This window comes from Devosia sp. 63-57 (assembly GCF_001899045.1).
GTDB lineage: Bacteria > Pseudomonadota > Alphaproteobacteria > Rhizobiales > Devosiaceae > Devosia > Devosia equisanguinis.
The window spans coordinates 918081-935514 of sequence record NZ_MKUY01000005.1; the positions used below are offsets into that span (position 1 = coordinate 918081).

The 17434-nt window shown below is 63.0% G+C and carries 17 protein-coding genes and 1 tRNA gene; 10 read left to right on the plus strand and 8 right to left on the minus strand.

The genetic code is table 11. The features are described from left to right. Positions 1-4: 4 nt before the first annotated feature. From BGO80_RS12705 to BGO80_RS12715, 3 genes are read right to left on the minus strand one after another with little or no spacing between them, the layout of a single operon-like run. Complete coding sequence (locus BGO80_RS12705) at positions 5-445, minus strand: DUF6691 family protein (protein ID WP_286721770.1); 441 nt, start codon at positions 443-445, stop codon at positions 5-7. Continuing rightward, positions 445-873: a YeeE/YedE family protein gene (locus BGO80_RS12710; RefSeq protein ID WP_286721771.1), complete on the minus strand. Its 429-nt coding sequence runs from the start codon at positions 871-873 to the stop codon at positions 445-447. The genes BGO80_RS12705 and BGO80_RS12710 overlap by 1 nt, the downstream gene beginning before the upstream one ends. Then, positions 870-1082, minus strand: coding sequence for a YgaP family membrane protein (locus BGO80_RS12715; RefSeq protein WP_286721772.1), 213 nt, complete (start codon positions 1080-1082; stop codon positions 870-872). Before BGO80_RS12715 ends, BGO80_RS12710 begins: the two co-directional genes overlap by 4 nt. A gap of 76 nt (positions 1083-1158) precedes the next feature. Between BGO80_RS12715 and BGO80_RS12720 the strand changes: the two genes are divergently transcribed. Further along, on the plus strand, positions 1159-1464 hold the full coding sequence (locus BGO80_RS12720; protein ID WP_286721773.1) for an ArsR/SmtB family transcription factor: 306 nt from the start codon (positions 1159-1161) through the stop codon (positions 1462-1464). A gap of 9 nt (positions 1465-1473) precedes the next feature. On the opposite strand, the gene BGO80_RS12725 is transcribed toward BGO80_RS12720, so the two are convergent. The 3 genes from BGO80_RS12725 to BGO80_RS12735 all read right to left on the minus strand — a co-directional run bounded on the left by BGO80_RS12725 (position 1474) and on the right by BGO80_RS12735 (position 7779). Next, complete coding sequence (locus BGO80_RS12725) at positions 1474-2655, minus strand: MFS transporter (protein WP_286721774.1); 1182 nt, start codon at positions 2653-2655, stop codon at positions 1474-1476. Positions 2656-2782: 127 nt separating this feature from the next. Next, positions 2783-3688, minus strand: coding sequence for a diguanylate cyclase domain-containing protein (locus BGO80_RS12730; protein ID WP_286721775.1), 906 nt, complete (start codon positions 3686-3688; stop codon positions 2783-2785). Further along, the gene (locus BGO80_RS12735; RefSeq protein WP_286721776.1) at positions 3685-7779 is read right to left on the minus strand and encodes a response regulator; all 4095 of its coding nucleotides are present in this window, start codon (positions 7777-7779) and stop codon (positions 3685-3687) included. Before BGO80_RS12735 ends, BGO80_RS12730 begins: the two co-directional genes overlap by 4 nt. 322 nt (positions 7780-8101) lie before the next feature. On the opposite strand from BGO80_RS12735, the gene BGO80_RS12740 reads away from it, so the two are divergent. Continuing rightward, positions 8102-9004 carry an SMP-30/gluconolactonase/LRE family protein gene (locus BGO80_RS12740; protein WP_286721777.1) on the plus strand — a complete coding sequence of 301 codons (903 nt, stop codon included), beginning with the start codon at positions 8102-8104 and terminating at the stop codon, positions 9002-9004. A gap of 84 nt (positions 9005-9088) precedes the next feature. Next, entirely contained in the window at positions 9089-9724 is a 636-nt protein-coding gene (locus BGO80_RS12745) for an NAD(P)-dependent oxidoreductase (RefSeq protein WP_286721778.1), read from the plus strand. Positions 9725-9858: 134 nt separating this feature from the next. Here BGO80_RS12745 and BGO80_RS12750 read toward each other — a convergent pair. Then, positions 9859-9933, minus strand: a tRNA-Gly gene (locus BGO80_RS12750). 196 nt (positions 9934-10129) lie between these two features. Here BGO80_RS12750 and BGO80_RS12755 point away from each other — a divergent pair. From BGO80_RS12755 to BGO80_RS12765, 3 genes are read left to right on the plus strand one after another with little or no spacing between them, the layout of a single operon-like run. Continuing rightward, entirely contained in the window at positions 10130-11071 is a 942-nt protein-coding gene (locus BGO80_RS12755; protein ID WP_286721779.1) for a thioredoxin family protein, read from the plus strand. A gap of 10 nt (positions 11072-11081) precedes the next feature. Further along, entirely contained in the window at positions 11082-11747 is a 666-nt protein-coding gene (locus BGO80_RS12760) for an LON peptidase substrate-binding domain-containing protein (RefSeq protein WP_286721780.1), read from the plus strand. Next, entirely contained in the window at positions 11747-11986 is a 240-nt protein-coding gene (locus tag BGO80_RS12765; protein WP_126149372.1) for a Trm112 family protein, read from the plus strand. Before BGO80_RS12760 ends, BGO80_RS12765 begins: the two co-directional genes overlap by 1 nt. A gap of 8 nt (positions 11987-11994) precedes the next feature. Here the strand turns inward: BGO80_RS12765 and BGO80_RS12770 are convergent, their stop codons facing one another. Continuing rightward, positions 11995-13218 (minus strand): FAD-dependent monooxygenase, encoded by a 1224-nt coding sequence (locus BGO80_RS12770; RefSeq protein ID WP_286721781.1) that lies wholly within the window; start codon positions 13216-13218, stop codon positions 11995-11997. A 277-nt stretch (positions 13219-13495) separates the two neighbouring features. Here BGO80_RS12770 and BGO80_RS12775 point away from each other — a divergent pair, with 277 nt between their 5' ends. From BGO80_RS12775 to BGO80_RS12790, 4 genes are all read left to right on the plus strand, one after another. Beyond that, positions 13496-13834, plus strand: coding sequence for a P-II family nitrogen regulator (locus BGO80_RS12775; RefSeq protein WP_126149370.1), 339 nt, complete (start codon positions 13496-13498; stop codon positions 13832-13834). Between the two features lie 28 nt (positions 13835-13862). Beyond that, positions 13863-15224, plus strand: coding sequence for an ammonium transporter AmtB (locus BGO80_RS12780; protein ID WP_286721782.1), 1362 nt, complete (start codon positions 13863-13865; stop codon positions 15222-15224). Between the two features lie 305 nt (positions 15225-15529). Then, a complete protein-coding gene (locus BGO80_RS12785) occupies positions 15530-15868 on the plus strand; it encodes a P-II family nitrogen regulator (protein ID WP_126149368.1) in 339 nt (112 codons plus the stop codon). Positions 15869-15894: 26 nt separating this feature from the next. After that, positions 15895-17232: an ammonium transporter gene (locus BGO80_RS12790; protein WP_286721783.1), complete on the plus strand. Its 1338-nt coding sequence runs from the start codon at positions 15895-15897 to the stop codon at positions 17230-17232. The last annotated feature ends 202 nt before the right edge of the window (positions 17233-17434 follow it).

Below are 17434 nucleotides of genomic sequence, written 5' to 3' on the forward strand. Positions count from 1 at the left end.
AGGGTCAGGCGGATTGCGTGGCGCGCTGGGCAAGCGATTGGCGCAGGGTGCGAGCGGCGAAGATGCCGGCCATCATCGCGCCCACAAAGGCCCAGGCCGTTACTTCCCCCAGGCCGAGGGCTGGAATGGCGCCACCCGGGCAGAACCCGGATATGCCCCAGCCGATCCCGAACACGGCCGCGCCGGCGATCAATGGCATGTCGATCCGGCGGTTTGTGGGCAGGTGGAACCTGGCTTCGAGCACCGGCTTGGGCCGCCTCAGCACGAAACGATAGCCGATGGACGTGACCAGGAGGGCCGAGGCCATGACCAGCAGCAGCGACGGGTCCCAAGTGCCGGCCACGTCGAAGAAATTAAGCACCTTGGCCGGGTTGGACATGCCGGAAACGGCAATGCCGGTACCGAAGACGATGCCGATCAGGCCCGCAAGAATGGTGCGCTGCATCAGAAGCCTCCCAGCACGTGACGAATGACGAAGACGGTCAGCATGGCAACGCCGAGGAAAACCGCGGTGGCCACGATGGAGCGTGGGGAAAGCCGCGCGATGCCGCACACCCCATGACCCGAGGTGCAGCCCGAGCCGAAATACACCCCGACCCCGACGGCGAGTCCGCTGGCAATGATCCACGGCATCGGCACCGGGCTGGAATAATCGACGGTGAAGCCGGACACGGCCATGACCAGCAGCGGGGCGACGATGGCGCCGGCGATGAAGGCTGCGCGCCAGGCCCAATCGCTCGAGAGTGGCGGCAAGAGCCCTGACAGAATTCCCGTCATGCCGGCAATGCGGCCATGAAACGCCATGAGCAACACGGCCGACAGGCCAATCAGCGCGCCGCCAAGCAGCGACGCCACGGGCGTAAATTCAGTCATGGGTTGGAAACCTTAGAGGTGGAGAGGCCGATAAGCCGATAAAGGGCGCAAAAACGGAAAGCCGCGGTAGCGATCATGATCACGCCCGCGACCAGGCTGATCCAGAACAGGGCGGGGTGCGGCAACAGGCCGGTGAGCGCCAGCGCAACCAGCACGACGCCGGCGATGAGGCGGATCAGACGATCGGCAGGGCCGACATTGACGGACATCTCCAAACTCCTTGAAAACCGCTTCCGAAACGGCGATAGTGAACTAACGATTATTCTCATATACGAGATTTCTAATATGATCAATATGGAACTGGAGAAAATGGAGCAGAATGCCGAAAAGGCTTCCGAGCTCCTGACGGCCATGGCCAACCCAAAGCGCCTGTTGATCCTGTGCAATCTGCTCGACCAGGAGCTCAATGTCGGTCAACTCGCGGAGCGTGTCGAGCTGGGACAATCACCGCTGTCCCAGCATCTGTCGAAGCTGCGCGCCTGGGGACTGGTAAAGACTCGTCGCGACGGTCAGCAGATCAACTACTCGCTGGCCTCGAGCGAAGTGCGGCAAGTGCTCTCCACTCTCTACAATATCTACTGCGCCTGTTGAGGTGCTTGGTCAGCTCTTGCGGCCAGCCTGCCAGACCAGCGGCACCAGCACCAATGCCACCGCCGGAAAAACCAGCCAGTTGATAGTCTGCCAGCCCGAGGCATGCAGCAATGCGCCGGCGAAGAACGAGGCGATGGCGACGGTGCCGAACACCAGGAAATCGTTGGCGCCCTGGGCCATGCCGCGCTCTTCGGGCGTATGGCAATCGGTAACCATGGCGGTGGCGCCAATAAAGCCGAAATTCCAGCCGATCCCCAGCAGGATCAGTGACACCCAGAAATTGAACAGCTCCAGACCCGCCAAGGCAAAGCCGGCCGAAATACCGATGAGCAGGAGGCCGACGGCCGTCACGCGTTCCTTGCCGAACCAGGCCATCAGCCTGCCGGTGAAAAAGCTCGGTGCGAACATGGCCAGCACGTGCCATTGAATGCCGAGCGCTGCATGGTCCACCGAGTGACCGTGCCCAACCATGGCGATAGGCGCGGCAGTCATGACGAAGACCATGAGCCCGTAGGACACGGTCCCTGCGGCTACGGCCAGCATGTAGCGCGGCATCAGGATGATCTGCATGAGTGTGCGGGTGGGCGCGCCACTGCTCTGGGCCTTGGTGGTGGCAGGCTTGGCCACGAGCAGCAGCAGCACCGGAATGGCCAGCAGCGCCAGGACGGCCTGGCTGAGGAAGCTGCCGACAAAAGGCGTGCCGGGAAACAGGTCGCGCGTCCAGATGACCAGTTGCGGGCCGATGATCGCAGCCACGAGGCCACCAATCATCACCCAGGAAATGGCCCTGGCCTTGTCCGGCCCTTCGACGGCGTCCGCCGCAGCAAAGCGATAGCTCTGTACATAGGCCGCATAGAAGCCCGCGATCAGTGTGCCGGCGCAAAAAACAGCAAACGATGCCAGATAGATACCGAAAGCCGCCACGATGCCGGCAACGACACCGATGCTTGCACCGAACACATAACCCCGCCGCCGCCCAAAGCGGCGCGTGACATAGGCCGATGGCAGCGTGCCCAGGGCCAGCCCCAAATTCAGCATGCTGACCGGCAGCGTCACCAGAGCCGGATCGGATGAGAGCTGCTGCCCCACCAGGCCGCCCAGCGCGATCACGATCGGCGGGCTGGCACCGCCCAATGCCTGCGCCGCGGTCAGCACCATGACATTCTTGTTGCGCGTGATCGGCTGGCTCATATCGGAGTCCGGGAATGGGGAGATGTCGAGGTCACAAGACCGCGACTGTCCTGCCACCAAACCGGACATATTACAATGAGCGAATATAAATCCCGCTTTCGGCCGTTTTCGGCAGGACAAGGCCGCCCTAGGCGGAAAAATTGTCGATAGAGACCCGGTTTCGCCCCTCGTTTTTGGAGCGGTAGAGCAAGGTGTCGGCCTGGGCGAGCAATTGCGTCGTGGTCAGTCCCTGCAACTGGGTGACAATAACGCCGCCGCCGCTGAGCGTCAGGACGGCTGATGTCGGCGAGCGTGCATGGGCGATGCTCCGCGCGACGATGGCCTGGCGCAACTCCTCGGCAATATCGGCGAAATTGCTCGCCTGGGGCATCAGCAGCACAAATTCTTCGCCGCCATAGCGTGCGGCCACATCGCCCGGTCTGCGGGTGAAGTGGCTGAACACCGCCGCGACCTGACGCAGCGCCTCATCGCCGGCGCCGTGGCCGTAAAAGTCGTTGTACTGCTTGAAGTGGTCGACATCGAAAATGGCCACGCCCAGGGCTTCGCCTTGCCGGGCGGCGCGTCGCAGGCAGCGCTCGAAGGCGTCGTCGAAATAGCGGCGATTGGCGATGCCGGTCAGCCCGTCCTGAAGGGACAGCCGCTCCAATTCCCGGCGTTGCGCCGCGAGCTTGAGATGGACCTTGACCCGCGCCTTGACGATAGCCGGGCGGATCGGCTTTTGCACATAATCGGCCGCGCCCAGCATCAAACCCTTTTCCTCGTCCTCTTCCTCGGCCATGCCGGTGATGAAGATGACGCCGATATCGGCAGTCTCGGGATTGGCGCGCAGGCGGCGCATGACCTCGTAGCCATCCATGCCGGGCATGGACACGTCCAGCAGGATGAGGCTCACATCCTCGCGCTGGGCGATGTCGAGGCCCGACAAACCGTCCTTGGCCAGCAGCAGTCGGCAATCGTCCTTGAGCAATTCGGCCAATAGCGCGCGGTTGAGCCGGTCATCATCAACGATCAGGACCGTGGGTTGCGGGCTCATCGGGCTGCCTCCCTTTCCGGCGCCGATTCTGCAAGCTGCGCGCGCAATGCGCGCAAGGCCGATACCGCCGCCTCGATTTCGAGCTCGTCGAACAGGTCCTGGATATGGACGCTGTCGGCCTGAAGAGCGTTGGCACTCAAAGTGCGGCTAAGCTGTTCGAGCAAGGCGTTGGCGGCGAATTCGCCCTTCTGCACCAGCGGCAGGGCCCGCTCGACCAGATCCAGCGCCGCAAGGCTGTCAAACGCCGTGCCGGGCGTTGCGGTGGGCGTCGCGACTGCGGCAAGGGCGTTTTCGAGCGCGGCGAGACTTTTGCGCAGGTTGGCGATGAATGGGGCCGCCAGCGGCAAAACGCTCGCCATGTCATGGCGCCGTGCCGCGCGCTCCAGCGCTTCGGCACTGTCGACCAGCCCCGCGGAGGCGACATAGCCTGCCCCACCCTTGATCTGGTGCACGAGCTCAGCGAGGCCCTCCCAATCTTGGGTTGCCAGCAGGCTCTCCAGCTGCGTCGGCGCGGCCGAAAAGTCGCGCAGGAAACCGCGCATCACCCGCTCGGTGCGCTTGTCATCGCCGCCAAACCGGCTGCGAATGGCCACGAGGTCGACCTCCTCATTCGAATTATCCGGTGCGGCCTCGTGGCCAGCACCATCAGCCCCTGAAAGGCCGAGCACCTCCATCAAGGTGCCATAAAGCGCCTTTTCGTCGATCGGCTTGGTCAGATGGGCCGTCATGCCGGCTTCGATACTGGCGCGATGGTCCTCGACCCGCGCCTGGGCCGTCAGCGCGACGACCGGAAGGTTGGCCCATTCGGGGCGCTTGCGAATTTCGCGTACCGCATCGAGCCCATTCATCACCGGCATGTGCATGTCCATCAGCACCACGTCGAAACGCTGCGCCGCGATCTTGGCGAGAGCATCGGCGCCGTTGACGGCCGTCTCCACCTTGACGCCAACCAGTTCGAGGAAATCGGTAGCCACTTCGCGGTTGAGCGCATTGTCATCCACCACCAGCACCCGCCGTCCGGCCAGCGCCGCCAGGTCCGACCCGCTATTGGCCGGCGTCCGCGATCGGGCAGCCCCATCCTCGAGCGTGCCTTTGGCCGGCGCCAGAGCGCCCAGAATAGTGTTGAACATCAGCGACTGAGTCACCGGCTTCAGCAATACCCCCTGCAGCCCGATTTCATCGACCGCCTGCATCACCACTTCATGACCATAAGCGGTGACCATCAGCACCGCCGGCATATCGGGGAGGCCCTGGTCGGCGCGAATGAGACGTGCGGTTTCAAGACCGTCCTGCTCCGGCATGCGCCAATCCAGCAACACGATGTCGAAAGGGGTGCCCAAGGCGGCCTGCTCGCGCAACAGGGCGATCGCCTTCTTGCCGGAGGCCACCGTCTCCACCGACATGCCAAAGCCGCCCACCATTTCGGCCAAGGCTTCGCGCGCGCTCTGATTGTCATCGACGATCAGCGCCCGCCTTCCGCGAATCTGGCCCGAGGTCTTGATGGCCACCGCCGGGATTTCGGCATCGCGCACCCGCTCGAAGCGCGCGTTGAAGCTAAACGTGCTGCCGAGGCCCGGCTCGCTCTGAACACCGATTTCCCCATCCATCATTTCGACCAGGCGGCGGCAGATGGCCAGCCCCAGCCCGGTGCCGCCATAGCGGCGCGAGGTGTCGCTGGCCGCCTGGGTAAACGGACGGAAAAGTCCGGCCATTTCGTGCTCGGTCAGTCCGATGCCGGTGTCCTTGACCGAAAATTCCAGTCGGATGGCGTCGCCTGTCATTATGCCGGCAGGGCGCACGGAGACGACGATTTCGCCCTGGTCGGTGAACTTGACCGCATTGCTGACCAGATTGGTCAGCACCTGGCCGAGTCTTAGCGCATCCCCCTGCAGGTGTGAGGGTATGGACGGGTCGACGGCGAAAGCCAGCTCCAGCCCCTTCTCCTCGGCGCGCAAGGCGGTCACGGCCGAAACGCCTTCGAGCACCGATTCCAGTGAAAACACTGCGCCTTCCAGTGTCATCCCGCCCGCTTCGATCTTCGAGAAGTCCAGAATGTCGTTGATGATCCCGAGCAGCGCCGTGGCCGAGCCGTTGATTTTCTCGAGATAGTTGCGTTGCCGGGCGTCGAGGTCGGTCTGCAGCGCCAGTCGCGTCATGCCGATTACCGTGTTCATCGGCGTGCGGATTTCATGGCTCATGGTGGCGAGGAAATCGCTCTTGGCACTCTCTGCGGCTTCCGCAGCGTCCTTGGCCGCACGCAGCGCATCGGCGACTTCACGCTCGCTGGTGATGTCCCGAGCGATACCGTCCCAGACGAAGCTGCCATTGGCCTGCAGGCGCAGCGCGGCGCGAATATGCATCCAGATGGTGCCGCGTGGGCCGGTGTTGACGCGTACGGCGTGATCGAACACCTGGCCAGGCTGCAGGCTGGAGTCGAACAGCGTGTCGAGGCCCGGCTGGTCCTCCGGATCGACCAGGGCCACGAAGCGCGCGAGATCGTCCACTATTTCAGCAGGAGACAGGCCAACCAGATCTTCGATGCCGGCACTCACATAGCTGGCGTGCATCGCGGTGCCGCTGCCGCCCTCGAGCCGGAAGATGACGCCGCTGGGCAGGTTGTCGGCCAGGGCCGCCAATCGCTTGCGCTCCTCGTTGCGTTCACTGACGTCCTGCACCGTGCCGCTCAGCTTGATGGCCTTGCCATGCTCATCGCAAATGCGCTGCCCTTGGATGAACGCCTGGAAGTGGCGCCCGTCCTTGCGCAAGTGCTCCACCTCGATGCCATAGGGTTCGCCCGTGGCAATGCAGCGATCCATGGCGCGCTGCATGTCGCGCAGGCTGTCGCGCGTCATGAACCCCTGGAGATCGGCCACCGTAAGAGGGGGACCATCGGGATCGGCACCATTGAGCTCATAGAGCATGTCCGAGCAGACGAATTCGTGGGTCGCCAGATCAAGCGTCCAGCTGCCGATACGAGCCAGTCGCTCGGCTTCACGCATTGCCTGGGCACTCTGCAGGGCAGCGTGTTCGGCGGCGCGACTTTCATCAAGGCTGCGATGCAACACCGCATCGGCGTGATCGAGGCTGGTGCGCAAGGTCTCGAATTCGCTGACGAAAGAAGGTGGCACGGCAATGTCGGGCCGTCCGGGATTGGCGGAGTCGTCGGCCACGATGGCCTGGGCGCGTTTGACGAGGCCACTGATGGGGCGCAGCACCTGACGCGCCAGCAGGATCGCCATGACGATTGCCAGGAGCACGGTAATGGCCGAGGCGATGACCATGGTCATGATCGGGCCCTGCCAGCGGGCATCGAAGCTGGCGGCCGGTTCCCCCACCACCGCCATCCAGCCCGGCGTGCCGGGAATTGCGCTGAAGGCGAAGACGATCTGATTGCCCTCGATGGTCGTTGCCCGGAACCAGCCCCTGTCGGTGTCCAGGGCGCGCAGCGTTTCCCAGTCCGGCACCGGCCGGCCGACGAACCGCTCGCCATCCACCGACCGACCGATGATCCGGCCGCTGCCATCGGTAATGGCCAGTATTGCATTGCCACTCGTATGGGCGGTCCGGGCCAGAGACCTGATCAATTCGGCGGGCGACGCCACCAATACGGCAATCTCCTCGCGGCCTTCGCCGGAGCTGTGCGGCACGGCAAGCACCAAATGGGGACCTTCGTCGCCATCAAGCCCCTGCGCGATGATGTTGGAAAGGCTGGGTTGACCGCTTCGCGCCGCTTCCAGCGCAATAGTGCCAATCTCACCTGGACCTGCGGCGACAGCCTGACCCTCTTGCACGGTGACGAGCGCGAAACTGCCACCAAGCAGGGCCGCGCCGTCGCCAGCGGTCTGGTTCTGCGCGATCTCGAGGCGGCGCAGTTCGGCAACGCCGTGCATCAGCCGCGCCGTGGCATCGAGTTCGCTGTCCACCGCCTGCGAGACCACTTGCGCGGTTTCCAGCAATTGCTGGGTCGACGCCTCGCGGTATGACGCTGCGGCATTGAGGATCGCCATGCCAATGACGCCCAAAATGGGTAGAAACACGCTGATGATGATCAGTATAAGCGCGGTCTGGATTGAGATTTTTCTGCCAAACATCGCTTTTCTCGCCTCTTCTGAGAGTTTGCGACCTCATTTTCGCAGCGAGATCGGCAGTTTTCGGCGCTGAGATCGTGTTAAAGCTGGGCGCGCCTCGCTCAAATCTGGGTTGGACTTGTTTATGGGAAGTTGACACGCCCGCATGACCGGCCGGCTTCGTCAATATTGGGTTACTATCCTGACCCAGGATTGCTTGCGCTTTGCAGCAATTGGTTCGCGTCGTCCGCAATCGATTGCCTGTCTTGGTCCGCCGCACCTTTGCTTTGGCGGGATTTCAATGCTCAATAGCTTTGACGCGTCGCCAATTTCAGGAGCCTGGGCTATGGCCGAGCATCTCTACGACATCCGTGACCCCCGTTTTCTCGATTGCGTGGTCACATCGGCGGGCCTTGAGGAAATCGCTGACAATTGTCGCTGGACCGAAGGGCCCGTCTGGTTCGCCGAACATAATCTCCTGCTTTTTTCCGACATCCCCAACGAGCGCATCCTGCGCTGGGTCCCGGGGCAGGGGGTCAGTGCCTTCCGCGAGCCCTCGAATTTCGCCAATGGTCATACGAGGGATCGGCAGGGTCGGCTGGTATCCTGCGAACATGGCACGCGCCGCGTGACCCGCACCGAGCCGGACGGGTCGGTCACCGTCTTGGCCGACAGCTTCGAGGGCAAAAGCCTCAATTCCCCCAATGACGTCGTGGTCAAATCCGATGGCTCGGTGTGGTTCTCCGACCCCACCTACGGGATTCTGTCGGACTATGAGGGTTTTCGTGCCGAGCCGGAGCAAGCGGCGCGCAATGTGTTCCGCCTTGATCCGCAGAGCGGCCAGTTAAGCGCCGTGATCAGTGACTTCACCCAGCCGAATGGTCTGTGTTTTTCGCCCGATGAAAGCCGTCTCTATGTCGCCGAGAGCGGCGGCAGTCATGACGCCACGGTGCCTTCCGTGATCCGCGTCTTCGATGTCCATGGCGACACGGTCTCGGGCGGCAGCGTCTTCTGCACCCTCGACAGCGGCATCCCGGACGGCATTCGTTGCGACACCAATGGCAATGTCTGGTCGAGCGCCGGAGATGGCGTGCATGTATTTTCGCCGCAGGGCGAATTGCTCGGCAAGATCAGGGTTCCGCAGCGCGTCTCAAACCTCACCTTTGGCGGCCCGCGTCGGAACCGGCTGTTCATCACGGCCACCAGCTCGGTCTATCTTGTCTATGTCGCTGCCACAGGCTGCCGATAGCACTCACCAAAAGGTGCCTCCTTACCAATAGTGAGCGGCGCGATTATGTGTCGTGACATCTCGCCAACTGGACAGGAGAACGACATGGCAAAGATTACCGTATTTGGTGGCACCGGCTACGCTGGGGCCGCTATCGCCCGCCAGGCCCAGTCGCGCGGCCATGAAGTGACCGTGGTCAGCCGCAACAAGCCCGCAGCCCCCATTGAGGGGGTCCGCTATGTTTCCGCCCCCGCCGATCAGGCTGCCAACGCCATCAAGGTCGCCGACGTGGTGGTCGCAACGCTGTCGCCGCGCGGTGACAGTGCTGGCACGCTCGGGCCGATCTACCTGCAGCTGGCCGATCAGTCTGCTGCTGCCGGCGCACGCTTTATCGCCGTGGGCGGCTTCAGCTCCACGCGCCCGGCGCCGGACGCGCCCCGCTTTGCTGAAGGCGATGGCATTCCGGAAGCCTATGCCGCCGAGGCCAAGGAAATGAATGCGATTCTCGAACAGCTCGAGGCCGGTGCCACGACGGCCGACTGGCTGTTCGTCAGCCCGGGTGGCGAATTCGGCGCCTATGCTCCCGGCGAAGCGCTCGGCACCTATCGCGTCGGCAAGGATGTCGCTTTGTTCGACTCCGCTGGCAAGTCGGCCATCAGCGGTGAAGATTTCGCGCTGGCGATCGTCGATGAAATCGAAAAGCCCAGCCTGAGCAAGAGCCAGGTTCACTACGCCTATTGATCCATCCAGCGGGCGGGCCAGTGCATCTGGCCTGCCCGCCGCCCCAATGGGGGCGGCACGACCGCGAAAGCAAAAGCCTGAAAAAGCAAAAGCGGCCCGAAGGACCGCTTTTCTGCTTTTCCCTTCCGGGAAATTGGAGCGGGCGATGGGATTCGAACCCACGACCCTAACCTTGGCAAGGTTATGCTCTACCCCTGAGCTACACCCGCGCTCCGTGTCGCCGGCGCCTTGCAGCGCGTCGACGAGCGCCTATATGCCCAATGACATGACCGATTGCAACCCACTATTTTGCAGTTCGATGAACTTGTGCGTAGCCTGTGGGAAACGGGACTTGCCACAAGGGTCCCGGCCTGTGCAAAAAGGCCGGGAACGCTGCTGTATCGCTGAGCCAAAGAGCTGAAATCCATGACCCTTTCTTTTGATGGTGCCCCCACTGCTGCGCCGGCCACCGCTGATCTTGTTCGCGAATCGAGCGATGCAGCGTTCAAGGCCGACGTCATCGATGCCTCTCGCGAGGTGCCGGTTCTGGTCGATTTCTGGGCGCCCTGGTGCGGCCCTTGCCGGCAGCTGACTCCTGCGCTCGAAAAGGTGATCGCCGAGAAGGCCGGCAAGATCCGCCTGGTGAAAATCAATATCGACGAGCACCCGATGGTGGCCGGGCAGCTCGGCGTGCAATCCATCCCCGCAGTGTTCGCCTTTGCCGGCGGGCGGCCGATCGACGGCTTCATGGGGGCCATGCCTGAGGGCGAAGTGCGCCGCTTTGCCGAGCGCGTCATCGCCGCCGGTCCGGAATCGGGTCCGGCTCCCGATTCGCTCGAAGCCCAGATCTCGGCCGCCCTTGAAGCGGCCAAAGCTGCGGTTGCCGCTGGTGATCTTGGGCAGGGCGCGCAGATATTTGGCATGATTCTCCAGCATGCCCCCGACAATGCCGAAGCCCTGATCGGTCTTGCCGGCATCTATCTGTCTGCCGATGAAGTCGAGCAGGCCAAGGCGACGCTCGACATGCTGGCCGAAGACCAGCGCAACGGCGAAGACTATAGCGCACTCATCAATTCGATCCGCCTGCGCGAAGAAGCCTCGGGCCTCTCCGAAGCGGCAACACTCGAGGCGGCCATATCCGCCGATCCCGACAATCTGCAGGCGCGTTTCGATCTTGCCGTGGTGCTCAATGCAGAGGGCAAGCGTCTGGAGGCGGCCGAGGCTTTGATTGCCATTTTCAAGCGCGATCGGACCTGGAACGAGGATGGTGCCCGCAAAAAGCTCCTCGAATTCTTCGAGGCCTGGGGTCCGAAGGAACCGGCAACGCTCAAGGGGCGCCGGCTTTTGTCCGCAGCTCTGTTTTCCTGAGGCGGCGCCTATGCCCAAGCGTCCTGCCGCGCCTGCAGATCTGCCCGGTGCTGTCCCGGTCTTTCCCTTGAGCGGGGCCTTGTTGCTGCCCTTCTCACATCGCCCGCTCAATGTCTTTGAGCAGCGCTACATAGATATGGTGGACGATGCCCTGCGGGCGGACCGGTTGATCGGGCTGATTCAGCCCGAAGACCCGAGCGAGGAAAGCCCCAAGGGGCAGGCGCCGCTGCAGAGGGTGGGTTGCCTGGGCCGCATCACCCATTTCGAGGAAAACGGCGATGGCCGCTACTTCATCATTCTCGAGGGTGTGTGCCGGTTCCGCGCGCTGCGCGAGGTGACGACCGAGCGGCCCTATCGCATGTTCGAGATCTCCGGCGACGGCTTTGCCGCCGATTTCGAGCGCAGCCATGGCGAGGATCAGGTGGATCGTGTGCGCTTCGTGCGGATGATGCGCGACTATGCCGAGTTCGCCAATGTCGATCTCAACTGGGAAGAAATCGAGCGCACCGGCACGGCCGATCTCGTCAATTTCTGCTGCATGGTTTCACCCTATGGTGCGGCCGAGAAGCAGGTGCTGCTTGAAGCCCAGACGCTCAATGAGCGCGCCGAAACCCTGATCGCCATGACCGAGTACGAAATGGCCAAGGGCGGCGGCACCGCCGCGCCGCTCAACTGATGGTCGAGCCGGACACCAACCCGCGGCACCGGCTCGATCCCAAGGCGCTGGAAATGCTGGTCTGCCCGCTGACCAAGACGCGGCTGGTGCTGTCGGCGGATCGGGGCGAGCTCATTTCCATGGCGGCGCGCCTCGCCTTTCCGATCACGCGGGGCGTGCCCCTGCTCAGCCTTGAAGAGGCCCGCAATGTCGAGCCGGAGGAGCTGCAAGCGATGCGGCACCATCCAGACCTCGACTGATCATTTCCCTAAAGGGGCAGCCCGCTCAGCAGCTTGGGGCCGGTATTGCCGAGCCCCGAAGCGGCCCGGATCAGAGCCGACTTGACCGGTGCGGCCCGATCCACCAGACCCAGGCCGAAGTCGCGCAGCGCCCGGATCGGGGCGACGTCGTTGGAAAACAGCCGGTTCATGCCATCGGTAACCAGCGCCATCGAGGCGGTGTCGAGCCGTCGCCAGGCCTGGTAACGCCCCAGCACGTCCTCGCCGCCATGATCGAGCCCCAGCCGCATGGCGTCCACCACCACCTCGGCCAGCGCCGCCACGTCCTTGAGGCCGAGATTGAGCCCTTGGCCGGCAATCGGGTGCACCACATGGGCGGCGTCGCCGACAAGTGCCAGTCGCGGGCCGATGAAGCTGTGAGCCAGTTGCAGACGCAGCGGGAAGCCCATGAGCTTGTCCTCGACGCTGACGAGCCCGAGCGTCGAGCCCATCGCCGCTTCGATTTCCAGTGCCAGCGCCTCATTGGCGAGCGCCAGAAGGCGCGTGGCCTCCTCCGGGCTTTCCGTCCAAACCAGGGACGAGCGATTGCCGGGCAAGGGCAGGCTGGCAAAAGGACCGGCGGGCCGGAAGTGCTCATAGGCGACGCCGTCATGGGGCAGTTCGTGAGCAATGGTCGCCACCAGCCCAGTCTGGCGATAGTCGTGCTGGATGACGCCGATGCCGGCACGCTGCCGCAGCGCTGACTGCGCGCCGTCGGCGGCGACGATCAGCGGTGCGCGCAAAATGCGGCCGTCGGCCAATGTCAGTTGTGCATGGACGCTGTTCGCGGACCAGTCGGCAATCTCCGTAGGGGCGATGATCGTGATCTGTTCGGCCACCCGCATCAGTGCAGCGGCGCTCGCCTGATTGGGCACCATATGGGCAAAGGCTTCGCCCGGAGCGACATCGCCTTCGAAGTTGAGAAAGACTGGCCTCGCAATGTCGCCAGTCCCCGAATCGGTGATGCGCATGGCGGTCATGGCCTGCGACTGGCTGGCCATGTCGTCCCATACCCCCAATGCCTCGAAAATCCGGCGCACTCCGGCGGCGATGGCCGAAGCTCGATTGTCGCGCGGCACGCTGAGCGGGCGCCGATCCACCAGCGCCAGCCGAATGCCTGGAGCCGATTGCGCCAGCGCCAGGCCCAGCGTCAGCCCCACCGGCCCACCACCCACGATGATGATGTCGAATTGATGCTGAATGTGCTCGTTCATGGCCGGCTCCTTGGGTCTCTATTGTCTGCCTCGCCAATCCCGACTGCAAGTGTCGGCAATGCCGCGGCCCTTATGATCAATCGGTGGGCATGTGCGAAAATCTGCACATCTATTGCACAATTCTTGTGAAGCCACGAACTTGCCACAATGCGTTCTTGTCCCGTGCTCGCCGGAAAAGCCGTTAGTTTTCAGCAATTTTTGTGCTGCCAAGCCAGTTTGGCACGCCTCTTGAGTCCTTGGTGGCTGTTGAAAGCGCAAGGAACAGAAAGGGGCATCCATGAAATTGGTGGTTGCAATCATCAAGCCATCACGGCTCGAAGAGGTGAGGCAGGCTCTCAACTCACTCGACGTGCACGGCATGACCGTCACTGAAGTGAAGGGCTATGGCCGCCAGAAGGGCCATTCCGAAATCTATCGCGGCACCGAATATGCGGTGCATTTCCTGCCCAAGTTGAAAGTCGAAATTGCCGTGGACGATGCGCTCGCCGACGCGGTGGGCACGGCCATTCGCGATGCTGCCCAGACCGGCCGCATCGGAGACGGCAAGATTTTCATCCTCGACCTGCTCGCCGTCACCCGCATCCGCACCGGCGAAACCGGCGCTTCCGCGCTCTGACGCCCCCGACATCAGGAGACACAACACAATGACAGGGTTCAACACTCCCCTAAAGATCGCCGGCGGCATCGCGCTGACCTCGCTGCTTCTGGCGCTGCCTGCCGTGGGTCAGGATGCGCCGGTCGAAGCCGTCGTCGAGGTCACGGCGGGCGGCGAAGCCTCGGTTCAGACCCAATATATCCTCAACTCCTTCCTGATGCTGTTCGGCGGCATTTTGGTGTTCTGGATGGCGGCGGGCTTCGCCATGCTCGAAGCCGGCTTCGTTCGGACCAAGAATGTCTCCATGCAGCTGCTCAAGAATATCACCATGTATTCGCTGGCCTGCTTTGCCTACTATCTGATCGGCTACATGATCATGTATCCCGGTGATGGCTGGCTGATCGATGGTGTGTTCGGGGCTATCGGCATTGCCGTTCTCGAGCCGGTGGGTCTTGCGGCCGAAGCCGCTGACCTCACCTATGCCACGGTCAGCTCGGACTTCTTCTTCCAGGTGATGTTCTGCGCCACTGCCGCCTCAATCGTCTCGGGCACCGTGGCCGAACGCATCAAGCTGCTGCCGTTCCTGATCTTCGTGGCGGTGCTAACTGCGCTCGTCTACCCCATCCAGGCATCATGGAAGTGGGGCGGTGGCTTCCTCGACCAGATGGGCTTCCTCGACTTTGCCGGCTCCACCGTCGTTCACTCGGTCGGCGGCTGGGCGGCTCTGGCTGGCGCCCTCGTCCTGGGCGCACGCAAGGGCAAGTACAATCCGGATGGCACTGTCCGCGCCATTCCCGGCTCCAACATGCCGCTGGCAGTGCTCGGCATGTTCATCCTCTGGATGGGCTGGTACGGCTTTAACGGCGCCTCACAGTTGGCCATGGGCACGGTGGGCGACATCGCCGATGTCGGCCGTGTCATGGCCAATACCAATGCCGGCGCCATTGGCGGCGCTCTTGCCGCGGCGGTGCTGACTGCCGTGATGTACAAGAAGGTCGACTTGACCTTCGTGATCAATGGCGCCCTGGCCGGACTGGTCTCGGTCACCGCCGAGCCGTTGACGCCGGGGCTGGGCATGGCCTCGCTGATCGGTGCCGTCGGCGGCGCCATCGTGGTCTTCTCCGTGCCGCTGCTCGACCGCTTCAAGATCGATGATGTGGTGGGTGCCATTCCTGTGCACCTGCTCGCCGGCATCTGGGGCACTATCGCCGTGGTCCTCTCCAATCCCGACGCCAATATCGGCGTGCAGCTTCTCGCCATCTTTGCCGTTGGCGTCTTCGTCTTCGTCATCAGCCTGGTGGTGTGGCTCATCCTCAAGGCCACAATGGGCCTTCGCCCGAGCGAGGAAGACGAGGATCTGGGGCTCGACGTGGTGGAAGTCGGCGTCGAGGCCTATCCAGAGTTCAAGTGACACAACGGATGGTCGCGCTTCGGCGCGGCCATCCTTCGCCTGCCGCTCTCCAGGGCAAGTCACAGCCCACGCTGCGCGAAAATCGCGCAGAATGCTCGCCCGCAACAGTGCTGATTAATTTTTAGCCACGAACGGCCCTGCCTGCACAGAAAATGCGCTCAATTTTGTGTCATCGCGAGGCGGGTTTTGCACTGTCTTTCTAACATGCTGAAAATAAAGAGTATTTTACTGGGTATGCATTTGGCACGCGGCTTGAGTCTAGGAGGGCAGTCCAGCACGCGCCAGGTCGGCGCCAAGGGGGTCACATGAAACTGGTGGTTGCCATCATCAAGCCGTCCCGGCTCGAAGAAGTCCGGCAGGCGCTCAATTCGCTCGACGTGCACGGCATGACCGTCACCGAAGTGAAGGGGTATGGCCGGCAGAAGGGCCATTCCGAGATTTATCGCGGCACCGAATATGCGGTGCATTTCCTGCCCAAGCTCAAGGTGGAGATCGCTGTCGATGACGCGCTCGCCGACGCCGTGAGCACCGCCATTCGCGACGCCGCCCAGACTGGCCGCATCGGCGATGGCAAGATCTTCGTGCTCGATCTTCTGGCCGTCACCCGCATCCGCACCGGCGAAACCGGCGCTTCCGCCCTCTAAGAACCCGTTCTGTTCGGAGCTCACTCATGTCAAGCAAGACATCAAAGATATTGGGAAGTGCCGCCCTGGCCTCCCTGTTGCTGGCCCTGCCGGCTCTCGGTCAGGACGCGGTGCCGGCCGAAGCGGTTGAGGTTGCAACCATCGATACCGGCGACACCGCCTGGATGATCGTTTCGACCATCCTCGTCATCCTCATGACTATTCCGGGCCTGGCCCTGTTCTATGGTGGCCTCGTCCGCTCCAAGAATATCCTGTCGGTGCTGACCCAGGTCTTCGCCGGTTTCGCCCTTATCGCGCTGCTCTGGGTAACTTATGGCTACTCGCTGGCCTTTGCCGGCCCAACCGAAGGTGGCCTCTCGGCCTTTATTGGCGACTTCTCCAATTTCATGCTCGGCGCCACGACGCCCGACTCGGTCTCCGGCAGCATTCCGGAACTCGTCTTCGTGGTGTTCCAGCTGACCTTCGCCTGCATCACCGCCACCCTCATCGTCGGCGGTATCGCTGAGCGCATGAAGTTCGGCGCTGTGATGGCGTTCCTGGCCATCTGGTTCACCTTCTCCTACCTGCCGATCGCCCACATGGTCTGGTCGGGTGCGGGCCTGTTCTTCAACATGGGCGCTCTCGACTTTGCCGGCGGCACCGTCGTGCACATCAATTCGGGTGTTGCCGCTCTCGTCGCCGCAATCGTACTCGGGCCGCGCCTTGGCTACATGAAGGAGCCGATTGCGCCGCATAACCTGGTCTTCGTCTTCATCGGCGCCTCCCTGCTCTGGGTTGGTTGGTTCGGCTTTAACGCTGGTTCTGCCCTTGCCGCCAACGGCGTCGCTGCGCAGGCCTTTCTCAATACCATCACTGCTCCCGCTGCCGCGGCTCTGGCCTGGGCCCTGGGCGAAAAGATCACCCGTGGCCATGCCTCGGCCCTGGGTGCCTTCTCCGGCGCCGTCGCCGGCCTCGTTGCCATCACCCCGGCTGCAGGTTTTGCGGGTACGTTCGGTGCCATCGTGCTCGGTGCCGTAGCAAGCCTGGTCTGTCTCTGGGCCGTGGTCAGCCTCAAGCCGATGCTGAAATATGACGACAGCCTCGACGTGTTCGGCATTCATGGCATTGGCGGCATTGTCGGCGCCATCGGCACCGCCATCGTCGCCGATCCGGCCCTGGGCGGCTTCGGTGCCGAGGGTTACGCCATGGGCGGCCAGCTGGTCACCCAGATCCTTGCCGTCGTCGTTGCCATCGTCTGGTCGGCAGTCGTGACCTTCGTGGCGCTGTTGATCGTCAAGGCCCTGTTCGGTGGCCTGCGCGTGTCGGAAGCCGGCGAAAGCGACGGCCTCGACCTCTCCTCGCATGGCGAGCGTGCCTATAACTGATGCAATCCTGGAAGTGGCGCTTCGGCGCCGCTTCCCCGTTGTCCGCGGCGTGCGGCCCATGTCCTCTTGGCCCGCCACAGAGGCTTCCCACTCGCAAATCGCATGGGCCGCACACCCCGGACAACTGCCGGTAAACTGGCAAATGAACCGCAAATGGAATTGGTTAGCCTGCGATTAACCACAGGCAATTAGCATGGCGGCA